Below are 19658 nucleotides of genomic sequence, written 5' to 3'. Positions count from 1 at the left end.
CCATGCGACGGTTACCTGCGACCCCTGCCCTCAACCGTTTTATTATTGGCATCACCCTCTTTATTCTCATCATGTTGGTGGCGGTGGCGGGCTACACCAGCTTTGGCTGGAACTGGCTCGATGCCCTCTATATGTACGTGATCACCGTCTTTGGTATTGGCTACAGTGAAGTGCGACCGCTGATTACGCCGGCGCAACGCTTCTTCAACATGATGATCATCGTGGCCGGCAGTGCTGCAACTGTCTATACCATCGGTGCAGTGGTGCAACTGTTTACCGAAGGGGAGATTAAACGCCTACTCGATATTCAACGGGCAAGTCGTGACATCAACAAACTAAAGCGCCATGTCATTATTTGTGGTTTTGGCCGCATTGGTCAGATGATGGCTCAGGAGTTAACCGCATTAAAAACCCCCTTTGTGATTTTGGATCTCAATGAACAGCGCATTGATTTAGCCCTCCAGTTGGGCTATTTGGCCTATTTGGGAAGTGCGGTGGAGGAGGAAACGCTACAAGCGGTGGGCATTGATCGGGCGATCGCCCTGGCCACGGTGCTGCCCAATGATACGGTCAATGTCTTTGTTACGCTGACGGCGCGCTCCATGAATCCGAGTTTGCTGATTGTAGCGCGGGCAAATTTACCCACCACGGAATCGAAGCTACGCCTGGCAGGGGCAGATCACATCGTCTTGCCGACAAAAATTGGCGCCAGTCAAATGACGAACCTGATCCGGCGGCCACGCATTGATTTCCTCGAACAAACCGGCGATCTCGAGACCCTCAATGAACTGCTCAGCCATATTGATGCCCGCATCGAGGAACTGGAGATTACCCCCGATTACCCCTATGTGGGTACGCGCTTGACGGGACTGGAGGTACGCGGCCAAGGGGCATTTATCATTGTTGGCTTACGCAAAAGCGATGGTCAATTGTTTCCCGCCAGCGCCAATCCCGTCGTCGAAGTTGGCGATACACTGATTCTTTTGGGTCATGCCCAAGATGCCCCCAAGCTAATTCGTAAATATACCTCCCGGGCCCGCTACCCCCAATGACACCCCCCTCGCATCTTGCTAAGCTCAAGGAGCACGTCATCATTTGCGGCTATGGTTCTCTGGGTCGCACCTTAGCGAGGAACTTGGCCGCTGCCCAAATTCCCTTTGTTGTGATTGACAACCAGCGGCCGCGACTACGGCTTGCCCAGCAGTCAGGGCACCCTTTTTATCGCGGTGACGATCTGATGGATGAAAATGAACTCTTGGCCGTGGGGGCAGATCGCGCTCGCACTCTGGTGGCGGTTTTGGACGATGATGCCAGCAATGTCTTTATTACGCTAATTGGCCGTCGCCTGAATCCCAAATTGCAAATCTTGGCCTACGGTGAATTACCCGCCACGGAGTCCAAACTGCGTTTTGCCGGCGCCGATCACGTGGTCCTACCCTCCAGTATCAGTGCCCACCGCATGGTGCAGCTCATTACTCGCCCCACAGTTTTGGATTTTCTGGAGGAAAAAGAGGAGCGCAGTCACCTAATTGAGCTCCTCAGCCAGCTTGATCTCCAGATTGAGGAGTTTACCCTGCCCTTGGAGTCCTCACTGGTGGGACTGGCAATTGCCGATGTGGAAGCGAAAGGCCGCGGGCGTTTTATTATTGTCGCTGTTCGCCATCCAAAGGGTACTTTGGTCACCCATCCCCCCTTAACCCTGCCCCTAGGGGCGGGGGATACCCTGATTGCCCTTGGCCGAGCCGCGGAAATTCAAACCTTCTTCCGCCAATATGGCCACCGCCAGAGGATTCGCGATCGCGGCCTCAGAAGTTAGCCCTTCAGGCCAGCACCAGTGTGTGAGGGAATAATATATCGCTGTAAGAAAACAAACACAATGAACACGGGCACAATTGAAATCACTGAGCCAGCGGCAATGAGTCGCCAATCTAAGGAAAAGGTCCCCGCCAAGGTCACCACGCCAATGGGGAGCGTATAAAGTTCCGGTTGATCCAAAACCAACAGCGGCCAGAGAAAATCACTCCAAGCACCAATAAAAACAAAAATGCCAAGGGTAACGAGGGCAGGGCGAATGGCAGGTAGCATCACAAACCACCACAGCCCCAATTCTGAGCAGCCATCGAGACGAGCCGCCTCTTCTAGTTCCTTGGGCACTGCCATAAAAGCCTGCCGCAATAGAAAGATACCAAAGGCAGAGGCCAAACTGGGCAGCATCATTCCCAGATAGGTATTCCGCAGCCCCAACTGCACCGCCAAAATAAACAGGGGAATCATGATGATTTGAAAGGGAATCATGATCGTGGCCAAAATGGCGGTAAAAATCACCTCTCGCCCGCGAAAGGAAAGCCGAGCCAAGGGATAGGCGGCCAAGGCCGAGGTCAGCAGATTACAGGCCACCGTTAAAACCGCCACCAGCGTACTGTTGAACAGGTACTGACCAAAGGGATTCGTTTGCCAAACCGTCAGAAAATTTGCCAATGTAGGTTCAGCGGGCAGCCAGCGGGGCGGAAAGGCAAAAATATCTTCATTGGCAGACTTAAAGGCGGTACTGGTGAGCCATAGCAACGGGAGGAGCATAGCAATCGCGATCGCCCCCAACAGCAGGTAGGTCAAGCCTTGCCGCAGGGTCATCGCCGCGTCCAGAGGTTGGTAAACATCATCAACAGACCGCCAATGACAATGGCGATCGCAAGACCACCAGTTATCCAGTCTAGGATTGTCGTTTCCATCTGCAATTTTCCAAGGGCACTCTTAAACACTGCTAAACACTGCGCAGGGCAACAATCGGATCCAGCCGCGCTGCCCGCTGAGCGGGAACCACCCCAAAGAAGAGGCCAATACTGCCCGAAACACCGACAGCCAGAGCCACAGCAACGGGGGCAACGCCAGCCTCTAGGGGGGTTAGCATCGCCACCAGCATGACACCGCCCACACCGAGGCCAGTACCCATTAGGCCACCGAGGGCCGAGAGGATCATCGCCTCAATCATAAACTGTGCCAGTATATCCCGCTGAGTTGCACCAATGGCCTTGCGCAGGCCAATTTCTTGGGTACGCTCCGTCACGGACACCAGCATAATGTTCATAATGCCAATGCCCCCCACCAGCAGCGAAATGCCGGCGATCGCTGCCAACATTAACGTCAGGGCATTGCTGATGTTGCCGATAATTTGCAGGGCTTCCTTTTGAGTTTGAATGGTAAAATCATCCTCATCCACAATTTGATGCCGCCGCCGCAGTAGGTTGGTAATCTGAAACTTAGCAGCATCAATGCTTTGCTCATCGCGGGCAGACACCGAGATAAAGGTTAAGGAAATCCCATAGGGCGATCGCTGCCCGACAATGCGGGAAGACATCGTCGTAATGGGAATATAGGCCGCCTCATCCTGATTATTACCCAGGAAGGCGCCCTTTTCAGCCATTACGCCAATCACCTCAAAGGAAAGATTCTTGATCCGCACCTGCTGACCCACAGGATTGTCGTTGATAAAGAGCTTCTTCGCCAAATCCCAGCCTAAAATCACGACGCGGCGATGCCGTTCCATATCCTCATTGGAGATAAAACGCCCCTGGGCCACGGTAAAACTGCGCACCGCGGGAAAGGTCGGGGTGGTACCCACGATCAGCACATTCGTGTTGCGGCCGCGATAGGTTACCCGTTGTTGCACTTGGATTTGCGGTGCCACTTCCTTAACTGTGGGCACTTGGGTGGCGATCGCCTTGGCATCTTCAAGCACAAGGGTTTGCGGCACATTAAAGGTGCGGTTGCGGGCTTGGGGTGTTCCCGGCACAATAAAAAGCGTATTGGGTCCCAAGGATTCAAACTGGCTGGCGGCATAGCGCTGTGCCCCCTGACCCACTCCGACCATGGCAATCACTGCTGCATTGCCAATGATAATGCCCAACATCGTTAGGCCACTGCGGAGGCGATTGGCCTTGAGGGTGGCGATCGCCATGCGCACACTTTCGCCAATGTCCATACTTTGCACCGAAAACACCTGTTTTTAATCTAACTTGAGATCCGCTTCGGCCTCGGACCTCCAGTTGGGGGTTCAGGATTGCGGTAGGGGAGGTAGGGGAATACTTTTGCCGTTGTAGAGATTCATGGCCACCTCAACTCCAGACTGAATACTCAACTCAATCGCATCCACAGCCAGATCAAGCACGGCGGGTAAAATGGCCAGTTCAGGGGCTGAAAAATGTCCCAAAACAAAGGGCACAGCATTGCGGGGCCCCCTTTGCTGCTGCAGGCGATCGCCAAAGGCAATGCCCACCTTCAGGCGAGGAAACTGCTGGGAATGGCAGTGTTGAATGATAGACTTAATCCCGTTATGCCCCCCCGCTGAGCCACTCAGGCGCAAGCGCAGTCGCCCCAGGGGCAAATCGGCATCATCATAGACCACGAGAGTTCGTTCGAGGGGCAGCTTATAAAAATTCAACAGGGCCTGGAGAGATTGCCCCGAGCGATTCATATAGGTGGTGGGCTTGAGGAGACGCACCTTTTGACCATGAATCAGCACCTCTGCTACCTCTCCCAAGCAGCGCCGCTGCGGGGTCAACTGCACCCTATACCGCTCCGCAAGGGCATCGAGGACACGAAAACCAACATTATGGCGAGTTGTGGCGTACTCTATTCCTGGATTGCCAAGGCCAACAATGACACAGGGCTGGAGTGCCATGCCACCTAAGGGGAGGTTTCCCGAGGCGATTCAGTCTCTGCCTTGGCCTGTTGTTCCTCCTCGAGGGCGGCGGTCTGCCGCTTCATTTCATCTTGGAATTCGCGGGAGGCTTCCTCAAAGGCGCGCTTTGTTTTGCCAAGACTGCGGCCAATTTCCGGCAGCTTCTTCGGGCCAAAGATGAGCAGTGCCACCACCAAAATGACGATGAGTTCCGGCAGACCAATCCCAAAAACGTTCATGGATTATCCCAGTGCTTTCCAACTCACGTTAACACCATCGATGATCAGGGTTGAGTTGTAGATTTCCAGAATGATCAGCAAAAAGACCAAAAATAGCCCCATAAAGACCGCCATCAAGGGAGTAGTACCCCAGCCGGGGGCGACTTTACCGTATTCAGAGTTCAAGGGGCGCAGGATATCGCCGAGCCAAGTCCGTCGTGCCATAAATTCCTTTTTTGAACGAAATGAACAGCGTTTTAATGTTTCGTAATATTATAGAAGCATATCTTGCTCCCATTTAGTACGCTTCTATGGAACCTGCAACAGTTCTTAGCATTGCTCTTGCTGCCGTCTGCATTGGTGTGACTGGTTACTCCATCTACCTTTCTTTTGGCCCCCCCTCGAAGGAGCTAGCGGATCCCTTTGATGATCACGAGGACTAAAATCACAATCCCTCGACGGGAACCCCCAAAAAGCTGGCGATCGTTGCTCCTTGGGTTTCCAATTCGGTCAAGGGCAGGGGTGCGCCCACGCGAGTCAAGGGGACTTCACCCCGGCCTTTAATCTTCAGGTAGAGGGCCCGCTTCGGGTTGAGTCCCTCTCGAATGACAATTTTCACAGCTTGGACATCGCTGAGGGGGCAGCTCACCTCAATGCGGCGGTTTTTGCCCGGAAAGCCCCAGCGAAAAATGCGCACAAAGCCCGTTTCTTTGTTGAACTCATTAAAGCCACCGCCCACATCCCAGGCGATCGCTAGCCACAAATAGGTTGCCAACAGCAGCGCCGCCACCCCATAAAAGCCAATGGCAATCCCTTGGGGAATAAAGACCAACTCAATTGGGTTGCCGATGGGCAAGAGGTTGCGGTGCAAGTAGCTAGAGAGGCCAGCTAGAAAGAAACCAAGGCCACCAATGGAGACCGCTGTTGCCCAAAAGTAGTTGCTAGGGCGACGGGATCCCAGCACCCCATAGCGCAGAACGGACTCTTGACGGGGGGATGACTCAGTTATAGGGGAGTTCGTCATAGCTCGCGTTGCCAAAGTTAAAGCACCTTACATATTAAGAGAAACTGGGGGTATTCCCCAAGAAAGAATCCCTGTGCCCCACAATGCCCTGCATAAAAGCTAGGCTAGAACTACCCTTGGGTGGCTAATTCTACCTGTAGAGTAGGGAAGTCCGAAAAAAGGTTTTTCTTGCAATCCATACAATACAAATAGTTATAAACTGTAAAAAGGGGTCAAAGGGTCAACTATGCAACCATCCAATCCAAATCAATTTACCGAAAAAGCCTGGGCAGCGATCGCCCGCACGCCGGATCTGGCCAAGCAAGCCCACCATCAGAATATTGAAAGTGAACACCTCATGAAGTCGCTGCTAGAGCAAGAGGGACTAGCCACACAAATTTTCCAAAAAGCTGGCTGTTCGGTGCAGCGAATTCGGGATCTGACCGACGAGTTCATTAGCCGTCAGCCAAAAATCAGCAACCCCAGCGGCGTCTACCTTGGACAGAGCCTCGACAAGCTTCTCGATCGCGCCGAAGAGGCACGCAAACAGTTTGGCGATGAGTTTATCTCCATTGAGCACTTGGTGTTGGCCTTTGCCCAAGACGATCGCTTTGGCAAGAAACTCTTTCAGGACATTGGCCTTACCGAAAAAGTGCTGCGGGAAACGATTCAGCAAATTCGTGGCTCCCAAAAAGTGACGGATCAAAACCCAGAGGGTAAATATGCGGCACTGGAAAAATATGGCCGTGATCTGACGCTTTTGGCTCGCCAAGGGAAACTGGATCCGGTGATTGGCCGCGATGATGAAATTCGCCGCGTGATTCAGATTCTCTCACGCCGCACCAAAAATAACCCAGTGCTGATTGGTGAGCCGGGGGTGGGGAAAACAGCTATTGCTGAAGGGCTGGCCCAGCGGATTGTGGCGGGGGATGTGCCCGATTCCCTGCGCGATCGCCAGCTCATTGCCCTGGATATGGGCGCCTTGATTGCCGGTGCCAAATATCGCGGCGAGTTTGAAGAGCGCCTGAAAGCTGTCCTCAAGGAAGTGACAGACTCCAACGGCCAAATCATTCTCTTTATTGATGAGATTCACACCGTTGTTGGCGCAGGGGCCACCCAAGGGGCCATGGATGCCGGTAACCTCCTCAAACCAATGCTGGCACGGGGGGAACTGCGCTGCATTGGCGCCACCACCCTCGATGAGTACCGCAAATACATTGAGAAGGATGCGGCCCTTGAACGGCGCTTCCAGCAGGTCTATGTGGATCAACCCAGTGTGGAGGACACCATCTCCATTTTGCGGGGTCTCAAGGAACGCTATGAGATCCACCACGGCGTGAAAATCTCCGATACCGCCTTGGTGGCAGCGGCCACCCTCTCCAATCGCTACATTAGCGATCGCTTCTTGCCCGACAAAGCCATTGACTTGGTGGATGAAGCAGCGGCCAAATTAAAAATGGAAATCACCTCAAAACCTGAGGAACTGGATGAGATTGACCGCAAAATCCTGCAATTGGAGATGGAGCGGCTCTCGCTGCAAAAAGAAACCTCGGCTGCTTCCCGCGATCGCCTTGAGAAACTCGAAAGAGAGCTAGCCGACCTCAAGGAGGAGCAAAGCCGCCTCAATGCCCAGTGGCAAGCGGAAAAAGAAGTTATTGACCGTCTCCAAGCCATCAAAGAGGAGATCGAAAAAGTCAACATCGAAATCCAGCAAGCGGAACGCAACTACGACCTCAACCGCGCCGCTGAACTGAAGTACGGCAAGCTCATCGAACTCCAGAAACAACTTGCCGACGCCGAGGCGAAACTGAAGGAAATCCAAGTGGGCGGTCGCTCCCTATTGCGGGATGAGGTCACAGAAGCCGACATTGCTGAAATCATCTCCAAATGGACCGGTATCCCCGTCAGCAAGCTGGTGGAGTCGGAAGCGCAAAAACTGCTGCACCTTGAAGAAGAGCTGCACAAACGGGTGGTTGGTCAAGATGAAGCAGTTACAGCAGTAGCGGAGGCCATTCAGCGCTCCCGGGCTGGGCTAGCGGATCCCAACCGGCCCATTGCCAGCTTTATCTTCCTGGGGCCAACCGGTGTCGGTAAAACGGAGTTGGCCAAAGCCCTGGCGGCCTTTATGTTCGACACCGAAGAGGCAATGGTGCGCATTGACATGTCCGAGTACATGGAAAAACATGCTGTGTCCCGTCTGATCGGTGCACCTCCCGGCTATGTGGGCTATGAGGAGGGGGGACAACTCACGGAGGCCATTCGTCGCCGTCCCTATGCGGTTGTCCTCTTCGATGAAATCGAAAAGGCCCATCCCGATGTATTTAACATCTTTTTGCAAATTCTCGATGATGGTCGCGTCACCGATTCCCAAGGGCGCACGGTGGACTTTAAGAACACGATCATCATCATGACCAGCAATATTGGTTCCCAGTACATTCTCGATGTAGCCGGCGATGACAGTCGCTACACAGAAATGTACAACCGCGTTATGGAGGCAATGCGGGCCCACTTCCGACCCGAATTCCTCAACCGCGTGGATGAATTTATCATCTTCCACAGCCTACGCAAGGATCAATTGCGGCAAATTGTTCAACTGCAGGTGCAGCGGTTGCAGCAACGTCTGAGCGATCGCCAAATTACCTTGTCCCTCACTGAGAAGGCGATCGACTTCTTGGCCGAAGTGGGCTATGACCCAGTCTATGGCGCCCGTCCACTGAAACGCGCCATCCAGAAACAACTGCAAACCCCCATTGCCAAAGCCCTCCTGCGGGGTGACTTCTTCGACGGCGATACGATTCTAGTGGATGTGGGCGAGAACGAACGCCTCAGCTTCCGGCGCCAAGTGGAACTCGCAACCGTTTAGAGGCAACTAAAGGTCAGACGGCAGGACTGAGTGGGGCTATCCCTTCAGTCCTCTTTTGATCGGTAGCATTGTCCAGTTCCTGCGCTGGCCTAGCCGATGACGCCGGTGTGCAGTTAACTGCCACTCCCAATAGTCAGAGCATTGCCAGATCAAAGAAACCAGGGGCTAGACAGGGTGGGTGTTATCAATACCAGCAATGACGGGCCTATCCCAGGGAGTTTTACGCCCCTTGTGCGTGTTACAGGGCCAACAGGGAGTGAGAAAAAGAGCGTGTATCCTAGGCTGTGACGGTATATTGGATTCAGGCTGCCCGCCCCGGTCTTTGGTGATGAGGAAACTTGTGTTCATAGTCGGTGAGCAATAGCAATGGTAAGTTCTGGTCCCCAGCCCCGTCCAGAAGGGTTTGCCGCTCTGATGCGGAACAGGAATTTCCTCAAGTTATGGGGCGGTCAAATCATCTCCCAACTGGCGGACAAAATTTTTCTCGTTCTCCTAATTACACTGGCGGTTTCCTACGATGCCAGCTATGAGCTGCCGGGCTCTAAGGCCTCAGCTGTAATGATCGCCAATACGCTACCAGCAGTTTTCTTTGGTTCAACGGCGGGCACCTTTGTGGATCGCTACCCAAAGCGGGAGCTAATGAGTATTACCAATATTTTGCGGGGGCTACTGGTCTTTGCCCTGATCTTCATGCCAAAGCGGTTTACCCTGCTGCTCCTGATTGCCTTTTCTGAGTCCATCCTCACGCAATTTTTTGCCCCAGCAGAACAGGCGGCAATTCCCCTGCTGGTGAAGGAGGAAAATCTCCTCTCGGCAAATGCCCTCTTTATCACAACAATGATGGGGTCACTGGTGGTGGGATTTGCCATTGGCGAGCCCTTGCTAAGTGGTGCCGTGGCCATAGGCGGCGTCTATGCCCGTGAAGTTGTTGTCGGTGCGCTGTATGTCATCGCGGGGTTGGTTTTAGCCTCGATTCGCTACCGAGAAGCAGTTCATGGGCGCGATCGCCACCTGAATGTTTGGCAAGACCTGCAGGAGGGATTTCACTATTTGCGTCAGAATCGTCTGCTTGGGAATGCCATGCTCCAGTTGACAATCCTCTATTGTGTCTTTGCCGCCTTGACAGTGTTGGCGGTCAGTTTAGCCCAAGAAATTGGCTTGCGGCCCAACCAGTTTGGCTTTCTCTTGGCCGCCGCAGGCTTGGGGTTGATTTTAGGGGCGGGCATTCTGGGGCAATGGGGAGAGAAATTGCATCATCGCCCCCTGCCTTTGATTGGCTTTTTGGTGATGGCAGTCGTCTTACTGGTCTTTGCTTTTGTGCATTACCTGTGGATTGGCCTTGGTTTGAGTGTTTTATTGGGAATAGGGGCTTCTTTAATTGGTATTCCCATGCAGACCCTCATTCAAATTCGCACGCCAGCGGCAATGCGGGGCAAGGTCTTTGGCTTCCAAAATAATATTGTCAATATTGCCCTCAGTGTGCCCTTGGTGTTGGCGGGGGTGCTTTCGGATCTCTTTGGCCTTATGGTTGTGATGGTGGGCATGGGGGTCTTGGTGGCGATCGCCGGCCTTTGGGCATGGCGCAATACTGGTGCTGTTCTTGAAGATGTGATTTAGTGTGATTTAGATCTAGGAGAGCGGGATGCCCCTACTACAGCTCAAGACTTGGCCAGAGGTTGAGGCCTATCTCAGCAGCTCTCAAGGGATTATTGTCCCCCTGGGTTCTACCGAGCAACACGGCCCCATGGGCTTAATTGGCACCGATGCCCTCTGTGCTGAGGCGATCGCCAAGGGGGTAGGAGAAGCCACTGCCGCCCTGGTCGCTCCAACTATTGCGGTGGGTATGGCCCTACACCATATGGCTTTCCCGGGCACCATTAGTTTGCGTCCCACTACGTTGATTTTGGTGATTCGCGACTATTTGGTGAGCTTGGTACGGGCAGGCTTTCAACGCTTCTTTTTCATCAATGGTCACGGCGGCAACATCGCTACAGTAAAGGCGGCCTTTGCGGAAACCTACGCAGTCCTAGCAGATCTGCAAATTCCAGAGGCGGATCAAGTGCGCTGTGAATTGGCCAACTGGTTTATGTGTAGTTCGGTGATGCAACTGGCGCGAGAATTGTATGGCGATCGCGAGGGTTCCCATGCCACCCCCAGTGAAGTGGCAGTAACCCAATTTCTCTACCCAGAGGCCATTAAGCGGGTTCCCCTCAATCCCGAAGTCAATAGCACTCATGCCATCTACAGTGCCGCAGATTTTCGCCGCCGCTATCCCGATGGTCGTATGGGGGCAGATTCCAGTTTGGCCACCCCTGAGCATGGGCAGCAATTTTATCAGCGGGCTGTTCAGGAGTTGAGCGATCGCTACCGTCAATTTCTTCAAGCCGACTAAATGACTGTCTCTCTCCCCTCTCAAACATGGCAGTGGCAAGGATACCCGATTCTCTATCGGTATCAAGGCAGCCAAGGTACCCCTCTACTTCTGATTCACGGCTTTGGTGCCTCTAGTTTGCATTGGCGCAAAAATATTCCTGCCCTTGCCGCTTACCATCGGGTCTATGCCATTGATTTGTTGGGCTTTGGTGGCTCCGCCAAACCGGCTCCCTCAGCTATCCCCTACACCTTTGAGACGTGGGCAACCTTGGTTTTGGCCTTTTGCCATGAGGTGATTGGCCAGCCCACCGTTCTTATTGGCAACTCCATTGGCTGTGTGGTCGCTTTACAGGCAGCTGTTTTCCAGCCAGCGTGGGTCAGTCAATTGATCCTGCTCAACTGCTCTTTGCGTCAGTTGCATGAGCGCAAACGACAGCAACTCCCCTGGTACCGCCGCTGGGGAACTAGCCTGCTGCAGCAACTTTTAGCCAATCGCACCCTTGGCACCTTCTTTTTCCGTCAAATTGCCCAACCCCGTACTGTGCGCCGCATTCTCCAGAGAGCCTATGCCAACGCTGCCGCCGTCACCGATGAGCTAGTGGAGATATTGCTCACCCCTGCCCAAGACGCCGGGGCTGCCGATGTCTTTCTAGCCTTTGTCCGTTATTCCCAGGGCCCCTTACCCGAAGACCTACTGCCGCAGATCACCTGCCCCACCTATTTCCTTTGGGGTGCCGCTGATCCTTGGGAACCGATTGATGAAGGTCAGAAGTTAGCTAAGTTTCCCTGTGGGCAGGAGTTTGTTGCGCTGCCAGGGGTTGGCCACTGCCCCCAAGACGAAGCCCCTGAGCAGGTGAATACCCAGATCCTGAAATGGTTGGGCAAAATTTCCATCAGCCCCTAGATGTGCTTTGAAGTTGTGTTATACTGGTAAAGCTTAACGGGGCGTAGCGCAGCTTGGTAGCGCACCACTTTGGGGTAGTGGGGGTCGTGGGTTCAAATCCCGCCGCTCCGATTCTGAGAATGGTTCAAGACCGGGCTTAGGGCGATCGCTCTCTTTCTGCGCTTTGACGGTGAACTTTATTTTTTTATTATTCCTATCGAGCGATCGCTCCTCGATGCTGAACCAGTTTACCTCGCCGCTGATCAAGACTGTCTCCCCACTTTGGCACGGGTGGTTGTCACGGATAATCCGCAAATTGCCATCCCTCCCACTTTAGAGCTTTAGAAGAAGGTCTTGAGTAACTGTGCCCGCGGTAACTCGCTTAATTAAAGCAAATGCTGAGAGCATCCCACTGGCCTGAGGGGGCGATTTCTTTCAACTCATCAACGGAACGAAATTTTCTACCCCCTTGGTGGTTTCTATACCTTTCGAGGCGTCCAATCACAACCTGAGCCTCATCGATAGTCAATCCCGGAACACGCTTCTTAAGACTCTCAGCATCTCTATAGCTGTTGATGCGAATATTTCGCCGGTTTTGTGATCGGGTTGGGGATGACTCTAGGATGTTGCTAAGGGTTTTAATTTGTTCTGAGAGATTCATCACCTGCTGCGATTGCACAGTCATTTCTTGATGGATACTGTCTATCTGTTTTTTGAGCGGTTGTAGAGAGCGATCGAGGATGTGCGCGAATTCTGAGGCTGACAGGGGCGACTGTAAGTAGGACCCTTCCTGTTGAGAGGAATGCCCTTGGGCATTGATTTGCATCAGCATTTTGATACGCTCTTGGAAATCTGAAACTTCTTGGTCATCCGCCAGGTCAACTCTGGTGGCCCACAACTGCTTAATTCCCAATTCCCGAGCAAAGTCCACAACTTCCTTGCCAAAGACAACTTCGTACTCTACATCCCCTGCCTGGGTGGTGACTGAGCGAATAATTAGGGGAATCAGGTTGGTCTGGTACTTTTCTAGATCCTCACGGATCAAGGTTGGTGAAACATACAGTAGCTCTTGGGGATAGTCAGCGGGAACTTTCAGGAGATCAATGTGCACCTGACCCTGATGCACATCGTATAGACCAAGGTACCTTGAGAGTCTGTTGGATTTACTCATGCTGTGCAACTGCTTCAGTGGAAAGATGGCGCGCCAAATTTTCAAATGTTGCCGTTAGCTCATCAATTGATTCTTGATCTGCTCTTGATAATTCCGTATATAGATTTCTGCTAAATATGGGTTGCTGTAAATCTGTTGCTTTTTCTATAGCAGCGCGCTTAGGAATCCACGTGTCTTTAGGCAAGAGATTACAAACGACGGCATACTCGCGAGCTACTCTCCCAAGGATACCCTGCAGCCTCTCTTGCATCTGTGCATTGACAGCAGAGTTCTTGCGATCGTACTTATTAACGGCAATACCCAGAAGCCGCGGCGGGTTATCCATTACAGGTCTGAAGGCTTCTAGGCGCGCCAAGACATACTCAATCGCCCGTATGGGGTAAGGGGCGAATTCTATCGGAATCAGAACCCCATGGGAAGCCATCAAAGCAATGGCATTGACTTTACCGAAGGCAGGGGGTGGATCAATTAGGATGACATCGTAGGGGTGGTTTCTTAGCTTTCTTTGCAGGACGCGATCGATATCTATTGTCCTAATCAGGTCGGGTTCTTGGTCTGCGAGGCGAATGTGGGAGGGGACAACGTCTAAGCGGAGATTGTCCCAACGCTTTCGATAGACGACTTCCTCGAGGGTGACCTTTGGTTCTAAGAGGAGGTGAACGATGTCTTTCCTGCCTTGATCCTCAATATCCTTCAGGGGATCAATGCCTAAACCAATGCTCAGATTCGACTGCGGATCAATATCAATGAGTAGCACGCGCTTGCCCATGGCAGCAAAGGCAGCACCTAGGTTTAGGGTAAGGGTTGTTTTCCCCACTCCCCCTTTATGATTAAAGACAGTAATAATCATGGAATTTGAATTTCCCTGAGGATAGGTTAAGGGAAAAGCAAATTTTTTTTGCAATACTTTTTCAAAGTGATGATAAACCTTGAGTTGCTCTTGGGTTAAGAGGCTCACGATCGCTGCAGCAGCATTGCGGTGCAGTACCTTGGTCAGTTTTTGAATGCTTTTTCGATCCAACTGGCCGGCGGCGCACTTGATTTGGCACAGGGGCTTTTTTAGGGGATTTTGATAAAAGAGTTGGTAATCTTTACCATTAATTAGGAGGCCAAAAACCGCTTGAGCTGCTGTCATATATCCCCGCAGTTGCTGCTGACCGCTGAGCCTTGACTCATTTGCAGATTTGACCTCAATAACAAGGTAATTGAAGGAGCGATCGCCCGCCAGAGGCAAGCAAATTAGAAAATCGGGATAGCCATTCCCTAGCTTTGGCTTGATCCAATAGTTTGAAGATGTGTAGCTCCATGCCTTTAACAAAGGTAGGACTATCTTCCGCTCAATCTCGGCTTCGTTACCCCTAGGCATCGCTCAGTGCCCTTGCCCTTACCTTCTAAGTTAGTACCTTCTAAGTTAGTGCCAGTGGCTAAAATTAAAGGGAACGCTGCCCAAAGGGAAGCCGCCAAAAAGGCGTGGGCAACAGCCCAGCAAACACTCGCAGAACAATGAGTGTGTGCGCAAAAAAGGTCAGAGCCACCCAAAAGAGGGGAAACCAATAGGCACATGAGTCACTACTCAGGGGGGGAAAAAGTTGATAGCCCAACCAAATTAAGGCGGGAGGCAAGGTTACCAGCAAAATTGCCAGGATCATAGCCGTATAGGTGAGGCTAACGGGGGGCGTGTTGAGCGATCGCCAGTTGGTACCCGTCCACTGCCAGCGAAATGGCATGGCACTATCTTCGAGCCGCGCTGTTTGACGATCAAAATCTAAGCTGAGAATATGGCGGCAAAAGTTACAGGCATAGGTATCCATCAGTACCATCGGCGTAATTTGCCCGTGGCGGCAGACGGGGCATAAATAGACGCCATTGGCTTCCAAGGGCTTAGCAGTGGTGGACTCTGGCATAAGCTACGCTTGGGGATGTAGCGCCCGTTGTTCAAGACCCCGGTAGAGGCGGTTCAGCGCATTCATATAGGCTTGGGCAGAAGCCACAATAATATCCGTGTTGGCGGCATGGCCAGAGTAGATGCGATCCTCGTATTGTAGCCGAATCGTCACCTCACCGATAGCATCAATGCCAGCAGTCACCGATTGCACCGAGTATTCAATAAGGCGATTGGGAATTTGCACCACACGGTTAATGGCACGATAAACAGCGTCCACCGGCCCTGTGCCAATGGCGGCATCGGTCAACTCTTCACCACTGGGGGTACGCACGGTAACCGTTGCTGTTGGGCGGGCATGATCGCCACAGGAAACTTGGACAAATTGCAGTTGATAGCCCCGCAGATCAATCCCTTGGGTTTCATCCTTGGCGATCGCCTCCAGATCCCAGTCGGTGATTTCTTTTTTCTTGTCGGCGAGATCCTTAAAGCGCAAAAAGGCTTTATTGAGTTCCGTTTCACTGAGTTCAAAGCCCAATTCCCGTAGGCGGGTGGCAAAGGCATTACGGCCAGAGAGCTTGCCCAAGACAATTTGGTTATCGGCAAGGCCAATCAGTTGGGCATCCATAATTTCATAGGTTTGTTTGTGCTTGAGGACACCATCTTGGTGAATCCCCGATTGGTGGGCAAAGGCATTGGCACCAACGATCGCTTTGTTGGGTTGAATCAGCATCCCCGTTAGGTTTGAGACCAAGCGGGAGGTTTTATAAATTTCACGGGTGTTGATATTCGTCAAGGGTTCCTCTGATTCGGGCGGGCGACCTAGAAAAGGATTGAAGTACTGCCGCCGCACATAGAGTGCCATCACCAATTCCTCAAGGGCGGCGTTCCCCGCACGCTCACCAATGCCATTAATGGTGCACTCCAGTTGCCGGGCGCCATTTTTCACCGCTTCCAGGAAGTTAGCAACCGCCAAACCCAAGTCATTATGACCATGAACCGAAATGACGGCGCGATCGATATTGGGCACATTTTCCTTAATGCCTTTGATCAGGGCACCAAACTCGGCGGGGGTGGTGTACCCCACGGTGTCGGGAATATTGATTGTCGTTGCACCGGCATCAATGACCCGCTCTAGGACTTCATAGAGAAACTCCGGATCTGAACGCCCAGCATCCTCTGGGGAAAACTCCACATCATCCACAAAAGATTTGGCATAGGCCACCATTTCTTGCGCAATTTCCAGTACTTCAGCGCGGGTTTTCCTGAGCTTGTACTCCAGGTGAATATCGGAGGTGGCAATAAACGTGTGAATGCGAGGATAGTAGGCGGGTTTGAGGGCCTTGGCGGCGGCTTCAATATCTTGGCGGGTGGCCCGCGCCAAACCACAAATCACTGGTCCCGTTTCTGTGCCGACAACTTCAGCAATCCGCTGCACCGCTTCAAAGTCGCCAGGGCTGGCAAAGGGAAAACCCGCCTCAATAATATCCACCCCCAGTCGAGCCAGTTGACGGGCGATCGTCAGTTTTTCCTCCACATTCAGGGAGGCACCTGGAGACTGTTCACCGTCCCGCAATGTGGTATCGAAAATTAACACCCGATCAACGGTCTGGGGAGGATATTTAATGCGCATAGACGAGCCCCATGCAAGCTTGCGAAAGAGTATCAATTATTTTAACTCTAACATTTTCGCTGGGAAGCAATGGCTCGCCTTTTCAGCAGGAAGTCCCGCATTGCCTCCGATCGCTCTCGGCAGTCGGTCACGGAACCTGCCAAATGCGTTGGTGATAACTGGGCAAGTGATCTAAGTCCACGCTTGATCCATGGTGATGGTGGTGACCCCCGTGATCATGGCTGTGGGAGTGGTGCTCATGATCATGATGATGGGGATGGTGGTGATGATGGCCATGGCCTGCCACCAAGCGGAACTTGCAGGTTTCACAGTTCATGGCCACCTGTCCCCCATGGGTCTCCATTTCCCGCTGCCGCGTTAGATAAAACAGTTGCGGATGCAAGCCAATTTCCGGCAGGTTCACGTATTCAACATTGGGATAGGCGGCTTGGGCGTCTGCGGTGAGGGCATAGATTTTCTTGACAAGTGCCCCTGTAAACATGAAGTGGGGCAGGACAATCACGCGGCGGGGGCGGTGAAGATTCGCGCGCGCAAACCCTTCGGGTAGGCGAGGATGGGTGATGCCAATGAAGCATACTTCAACCGTTTGGTAGCCACTGCCCTCCCAGAGCATACGGGCTAGCTTAAAGACATCGCCATTGGCATCGGGATCGCTGGAGCCGCGTCCCACTATTAAGAGAACGGTTTCTTCACGGCCAATGCCTTGGGGGTTAAATTCCGGGAAGTCCAGTAGTTCGAGGCGCGATCGCCAGAGGGTCAAGATTTCTGGGGCAAGGCCATAGGGGCGGCCATAGTGGTAGCGCAACTGCGGAAAAGCCCGCCGCGCCCGATCCAACTCGTTCGTCACATCAAATTTATTGTGGCGAGCGGCAAAGAGCAAAATCGGCAGCACTGACAAATCGGTATAACCTGCGGCCGCACATTGGCTCAGAACCTCAAAAATCGAAGGTTCGGTTAACTCCAGAAAACAGGGAAAAACAGGCCGACAGGAATCCAGTTGATAATAGACTTGGGCAAAGTCCAAAAATGCTTGCCGACCTTCAGCATCGCGCGTGCCATGACCAATGAGCAAGAGGGGTCGCGGCTGGGGGAGAGGGGGTAAATCGAGACTAAAACCAAGGGGATTGAGAATGGAATCGTTAAGCGTAACAACCACGTTGAAACTCCATGCCCGTGCGACGCAGGCAAATAGAGTGAACGACAGCAAGTAGGCATTCTGGCTGAGGGGAGTTCCCCATCACAGCTGCGGCACAGCACCAGACTTGCACTGGATTTTCCCTACAGGCTGCTCTTCACAGTGAACGTTGCCAATTCTAGCGAGATTCTCAAACCCCTGTCTATGCGGGGGGTAGGCACATTGGGTCCCTATAGCGCCGCAGCATCGAGAACGCCAATCGTCTGATTGTAGATGGCTTGGGCTTCTTCGGGGGTGTTGCCAATACTGACGAGTCCGAGCTTACCAAATTCCGAAAGTGCCCCCATGAGGTGAAAGACGGTGCCCGTTTCGGTACTGGAGTCAAAGTGCAGATGGTAGCGAGCAATCATATCCAAGAGATCATTGGGCAAGAGGCCGCGATAGTGGGGCTGGCAGAGGTTATCGGAGGCAATGTAATACTTAGGACGGCGGTGCTTGCTGTAAAACAGTCCAGAGGCTAGCTCATAGTGGCCATCGGTGAGAAATTTTAAGGTCATAAAGGGGTGCGTCGTACCGCCTTTGCGCAGGTTAATTTCAATGGCATAAAGCGCCCAACCTTCTGTTGTTTGGGTTGCAACAACATCCACACCAAAACAGCCGATCACTCCCTGCTGTGCCAAGTACCTCCCTACTTTTTGCCCCAGTTGTTGCAGTTGCTGGCGATAGTCGGCATGGGCAGGAAATTCACAGCCAATAAAAATTTGACCTGTGGGGGCATTGAGTAACTGTTCATGGGTTGAAACAATTTCAACACTGCCTTTGGGGGTAATACACCCTTGGACACTGGGCGATCGCTTGACTGTCCCTTCAACAAAGGCTTCGACAATCCCCCCCAGAGCTGTAAACCGCTGCCGATAGGAGGCCCAAGTTTCATCGGGAGCTTGAAAGACCATGTCCCCTAGGCTATTTTCAATCCGCTGGAGATGATCGGGGGTATGGGGGCTGCCCAAGGGGCGCAGTGGGCGAAGGTCGAGGAGAGCATTGCCTTCACCAGAAAAGGCTTCATTGAGTTTCACCACCAGCCGTTGCACTTCAGGGCATTTTTCCTGTAGATGAGCGATCGCCCGCACCAGTTCTGGCACCCCCTGCAAAAAGCCACTGCCAATTGGGTGGAGGATTCCCGCTGCTGCAAACAGTTCTCGGCTGCCGGCCTTGGTTCCCCAATAAAGGAGATCCGGATCCGTAGAGTAGAGGGGAACACCTAAGCGTACCGCCAGTTCCCGCTCCAAAGGGGTGGAGTTAAAACACACCATGTAGGCTTGGTTGGGACGCAGGGCTTGACGAATACGCTCCAAGAGGCGAGGTCGCTCTAAAATTTTTGCGGTGAGGGGTTTATCGGAGCGATCGTAGGTGGCCAGCAAGAGCAGGCGATCGCGGGCATGGGAACTGGGCACCCCCGGCAGTAAATCTAAGTAGTAATCCACAATACTGGGATGCAGGGGCTGGGATGTGACATAGATCATGCGGGTACGCGGATTGCGCAACTGGATCAGCGTATAAAGCTGCCGCTCCTCGTAGTAGGTGTAGCCTGTGATCTTGCCTAGCTCCGGTTGGGGAAAACTGAGGGAAGGCACCACCACAATATCGCGCTCAATGCCGCCGGGACCTCTGGGCAGTTCCGGAATAAAAGTTTCTGTTCCGTCCCAGCACTCCAAGAGCCGCGTTTGCAGTTGGCGGAACTCCTCGGCGATCGACATCTCTACCTTCCAGACTATTTTCCCCAGTGTAGAAAGTTCGGGGTATCTCGCGGATCATTTGA

The 19658-nt window shown here is 52.8% G+C and carries 19 protein-coding genes, 1 tRNA gene and 1 riboswitch; of the genes, 8 read left to right on the top strand and 12 right to left on the bottom strand.

Features of this window, described 5'->3' with window-relative positions; all coding sequences use genetic code 11:
• The first annotated feature begins 2 nt into the window (after nt 1-2).
• Complete coding sequence (locus Q0W94_RS05990) at nt 3-1052, top strand: TrkA family potassium uptake protein (protein ID WP_297762278.1); 1050 nt, start codon at nt 3-5, stop codon at nt 1050-1052.
• Entirely contained in the window at nt 1049-1816 is a 768-nt protein-coding gene (locus Q0W94_RS05985; protein ID WP_297762276.1) for a TrkA family potassium uptake protein, read from the top strand. Before Q0W94_RS05990 ends, Q0W94_RS05985 begins: the two co-directional genes overlap by 4 nt.
• On the opposite strand, the gene Q0W94_RS05980 is transcribed toward Q0W94_RS05985, so the two are convergent.
• The 5 genes from Q0W94_RS05980 to psbH form a co-directional block, all read right to left on the bottom strand.
• On the bottom strand, nt 1813-2631 hold the full coding sequence (locus Q0W94_RS05980) for a carbohydrate ABC transporter permease (RefSeq protein WP_297762274.1): 819 nt from the start codon (nt 2629-2631) through the stop codon (nt 1813-1815). The two genes, Q0W94_RS05985 and Q0W94_RS05980, sit on opposite strands and share 4 nt — an antisense overlap.
• Nucleotides 2632-2761: 130 nt before the next feature.
• Complete coding sequence (locus Q0W94_RS05975) at nt 2762-3979, bottom strand: ABC transporter permease (RefSeq protein WP_297762379.1); 1218 nt, start codon at nt 3977-3979, stop codon at nt 2762-2764.
• A 72-nt stretch (nt 3980-4051) separates the two neighbouring features.
• A complete protein-coding gene (pth, locus tag Q0W94_RS05970) occupies nt 4052-4678 on the bottom strand; it encodes an aminoacyl-tRNA hydrolase (RefSeq protein ID WP_297762272.1) in 627 nt (208 codons plus the stop codon).
• Nucleotides 4679-4683: 5 nt separating this feature from the next.
• Nucleotides 4684-4917: a TatA/E family twin arginine-targeting protein translocase gene (locus Q0W94_RS05965; RefSeq protein WP_297762270.1), complete on the bottom strand. Its 234-nt coding sequence runs from the start codon at nt 4915-4917 to the stop codon at nt 4684-4686.
• Between the two features lie 3 nt (nt 4918-4920).
• The gene (psbH, locus tag Q0W94_RS05960; RefSeq protein WP_024124249.1) at nt 4921-5121 is read right to left on the bottom strand and encodes a photosystem II reaction center phosphoprotein PsbH; all 201 of its coding nucleotides are present in this window, start codon (nt 5119-5121) and stop codon (nt 4921-4923) included.
• Nucleotides 5122-5207: 86 nt separating this feature from the next.
• On the opposite strand from psbH, the gene psbN reads away from it, so the two are divergent.
• Nucleotides 5208-5339 carry a photosystem II reaction center protein PsbN gene (psbN, locus tag Q0W94_RS05955; RefSeq protein ID WP_011057227.1) on the top strand — a complete coding sequence of 44 codons (132 nt, stop codon included), beginning with the start codon at nt 5208-5210 and terminating at the stop codon, nt 5337-5339.
• Between the two features lie 2 nt (nt 5340-5341).
• Here the strand turns inward: psbN and Q0W94_RS05950 are convergent, their stop codons facing one another.
• Nucleotides 5342-5920 carry a photosystem I assembly protein Ycf4 gene (locus Q0W94_RS05950; RefSeq protein ID WP_297762268.1) on the bottom strand — a complete coding sequence of 193 codons (579 nt, stop codon included), beginning with the start codon at nt 5918-5920 and terminating at the stop codon, nt 5342-5344.
• 226 nt (nt 5921-6146) lie between these two features.
• On the opposite strand from Q0W94_RS05950, the gene clpB reads away from it, so the two are divergent.
• From clpB to Q0W94_RS05925, 5 genes are all read left to right on the top strand, one after another.
• Complete coding sequence (gene clpB, locus Q0W94_RS05945; protein ID WP_297762266.1) at nt 6147-8762, top strand: ATP-dependent chaperone ClpB; 2616 nt, start codon at nt 6147-6149, stop codon at nt 8760-8762.
• A 366-nt stretch (nt 8763-9128) separates the two neighbouring features.
• The gene (locus tag Q0W94_RS05940; RefSeq protein ID WP_297762264.1) at nt 9129-10379 is read left to right on the top strand and encodes an MFS transporter; all 1251 of its coding nucleotides are present in this window, start codon (nt 9129-9131) and stop codon (nt 10377-10379) included.
• Nucleotides 10380-10404: 25 nt separating this feature from the next.
• Nucleotides 10405-11154, top strand: coding sequence for a creatininase family protein (locus Q0W94_RS05935; RefSeq protein ID WP_297762262.1), 750 nt, complete (start codon nt 10405-10407; stop codon nt 11152-11154).
• A complete protein-coding gene (locus Q0W94_RS05930; protein ID WP_297762260.1) occupies nt 11155-12039 on the top strand; it encodes an alpha/beta fold hydrolase in 885 nt (294 codons plus the stop codon).
• Nucleotides 12040-12076: 37 nt separating this feature from the next.
• Nucleotides 12077-12150, top strand: a tRNA-Pro gene (locus tag Q0W94_RS05925).
• 250 nt (nt 12151-12400) lie between these two features.
• On the opposite strand, the gene Q0W94_RS05920 is transcribed toward Q0W94_RS05925, so the two are convergent.
• The 6 genes from Q0W94_RS05920 to Q0W94_RS05895 form a co-directional block, all read right to left on the bottom strand.
• Nucleotides 12401-13189, bottom strand: a complete 789-nt coding sequence (locus tag Q0W94_RS05920) for a hypothetical protein (protein ID WP_297762258.1) — start codon at nt 13187-13189, stop codon at nt 12401-12403.
• On the bottom strand, nt 13182-14507 hold the full coding sequence (locus Q0W94_RS05915) for a ParA family protein (protein WP_297762256.1): 1326 nt from the start codon (nt 14505-14507) through the stop codon (nt 13182-13184). Before Q0W94_RS05915 ends, Q0W94_RS05920 begins: the two co-directional genes overlap by 8 nt.
• A 112-nt stretch (nt 14508-14619) precedes the next feature.
• Complete coding sequence (locus Q0W94_RS05910) at nt 14620-15093, bottom strand: hypothetical protein (protein WP_297762253.1); 474 nt, start codon at nt 15091-15093, stop codon at nt 14620-14622.
• Nucleotides 15094-15096: 3 nt separating this feature from the next.
• Nucleotides 15097-16704 carry a 2-isopropylmalate synthase gene (locus tag Q0W94_RS05905; RefSeq protein ID WP_297762251.1) on the bottom strand — a complete coding sequence of 536 codons (1608 nt, stop codon included), beginning with the start codon at nt 16702-16704 and terminating at the stop codon, nt 15097-15099.
• A gap of 127 nt (nt 16705-16831) precedes the next feature.
• The gene (locus Q0W94_RS05900) at nt 16832-17860 is read right to left on the bottom strand and encodes a sirohydrochlorin chelatase (RefSeq protein ID WP_297762249.1); all 1029 of its coding nucleotides are present in this window, start codon (nt 17858-17860) and stop codon (nt 16832-16834) included.
• 32 nt (nt 17861-17892) lie between these two features.
• Nucleotides 17893-18027, bottom strand: a riboswitch (cobalamin riboswitch).
• A gap of 42 nt (nt 18028-18069) precedes the next feature.
• A complete protein-coding gene (locus Q0W94_RS05895) occupies nt 18070-19596 on the bottom strand; it encodes a peptide ligase PGM1-related protein (protein WP_297762247.1) in 1527 nt (508 codons plus the stop codon).
• Nucleotides 19597-19658 lie beyond the last annotated feature (62 nt).

The sequence above is a fragment of the Thermosynechococcus sp. genome, from assembly GCF_025999095.1.
GTDB lineage: Bacteria > Cyanobacteriota > Cyanobacteriia > Thermosynechococcales > Thermosynechococcaceae > Thermosynechococcus.
Note: the sequence above shows the minus strand (reverse complement) of the source record. Positions and strands in the feature narration are given on the sequence as shown.

Bases quoted from the DNA above. Each gene is read 5' to 3' on its own strand.
- Q0W94_RS05990 (WP_297762278.1), top strand. From the start codon at position 3: ATGCGACGGTTACCTGCGACCCCTGCCCTCAACCGTTTTATTATTGGC.
- Q0W94_RS05985 (WP_297762276.1), top strand. From the start codon at position 1,049: ATGACACCCCCCTCGCATCTTGCTAAGCTCAAGGAGCACGTCATCATT.
- Q0W94_RS05980 (WP_297762274.1), bottom strand. From the start codon at position 2,631: ATGACCCTGCGGCAAGGCTTGACCTACCTGCTGTTGGGGGCGATCGCG.
- Q0W94_RS05975 (WP_297762379.1), bottom strand. From the start codon at position 3,979: ATGGACATTGGCGAAAGTGTGCGCATGGCGATCGCCACCCTCAAGGCC.
- pth (WP_297762272.1), bottom strand. From the start codon at position 4,678: ATGGCACTCCAGCCCTGTGTCATTGTTGGCCTTGGCAATCCAGGAATA.
- Q0W94_RS05965 (WP_297762270.1), bottom strand. From the start codon at position 4,917: ATGAACGTTTTTGGGATTGGTCTGCCGGAACTCATCGTCATTTTGGTG.
- psbH (WP_024124249.1), bottom strand. From the start codon at position 5,121: ATGGCACGACGGACTTGGCTCGGCGATATCCTGCGCCCCTTGAACTCT.
- psbN (WP_011057227.1), top strand. From the start codon at position 5,208: ATGGAACCTGCAACAGTTCTTAGCATTGCTCTTGCTGCCGTCTGCATT.
- Q0W94_RS05950 (WP_297762268.1), bottom strand. From the start codon at position 5,920: ATGACGAACTCCCCTATAACTGAGTCATCCCCCCGTCAAGAGTCCGTT.
- clpB (WP_297762266.1), top strand. From the start codon at position 6,147: ATGCAACCATCCAATCCAAATCAATTTACCGAAAAAGCCTGGGCAGCG.
- Q0W94_RS05940 (WP_297762264.1), top strand. From the start codon at position 9,129: ATGGTAAGTTCTGGTCCCCAGCCCCGTCCAGAAGGGTTTGCCGCTCTG.
- Q0W94_RS05935 (WP_297762262.1), top strand. From the start codon at position 10,405: ATGCCCCTACTACAGCTCAAGACTTGGCCAGAGGTTGAGGCCTATCTC.
- Q0W94_RS05930 (WP_297762260.1), top strand. From the start codon at position 11,155: ATGACTGTCTCTCTCCCCTCTCAAACATGGCAGTGGCAAGGATACCCG.
- Q0W94_RS05920 (WP_297762258.1), bottom strand. From the start codon at position 13,189: ATGAGTAAATCCAACAGACTCTCAAGGTACCTTGGTCTATACGATGTG.
- Q0W94_RS05910 (WP_297762253.1), bottom strand. From the start codon at position 15,093: ATGCCAGAGTCCACCACTGCTAAGCCCTTGGAAGCCAATGGCGTCTAT.
- Q0W94_RS05905 (WP_297762251.1), bottom strand. From the start codon at position 16,704: ATGCGCATTAAATATCCTCCCCAGACCGTTGATCGGGTGTTAATTTTC.
- Q0W94_RS05895 (WP_297762247.1), bottom strand. From the start codon at position 19,596: ATGTCGATCGCCGAGGAGTTCCGCCAACTGCAAACGCGGCTCTTGGAG.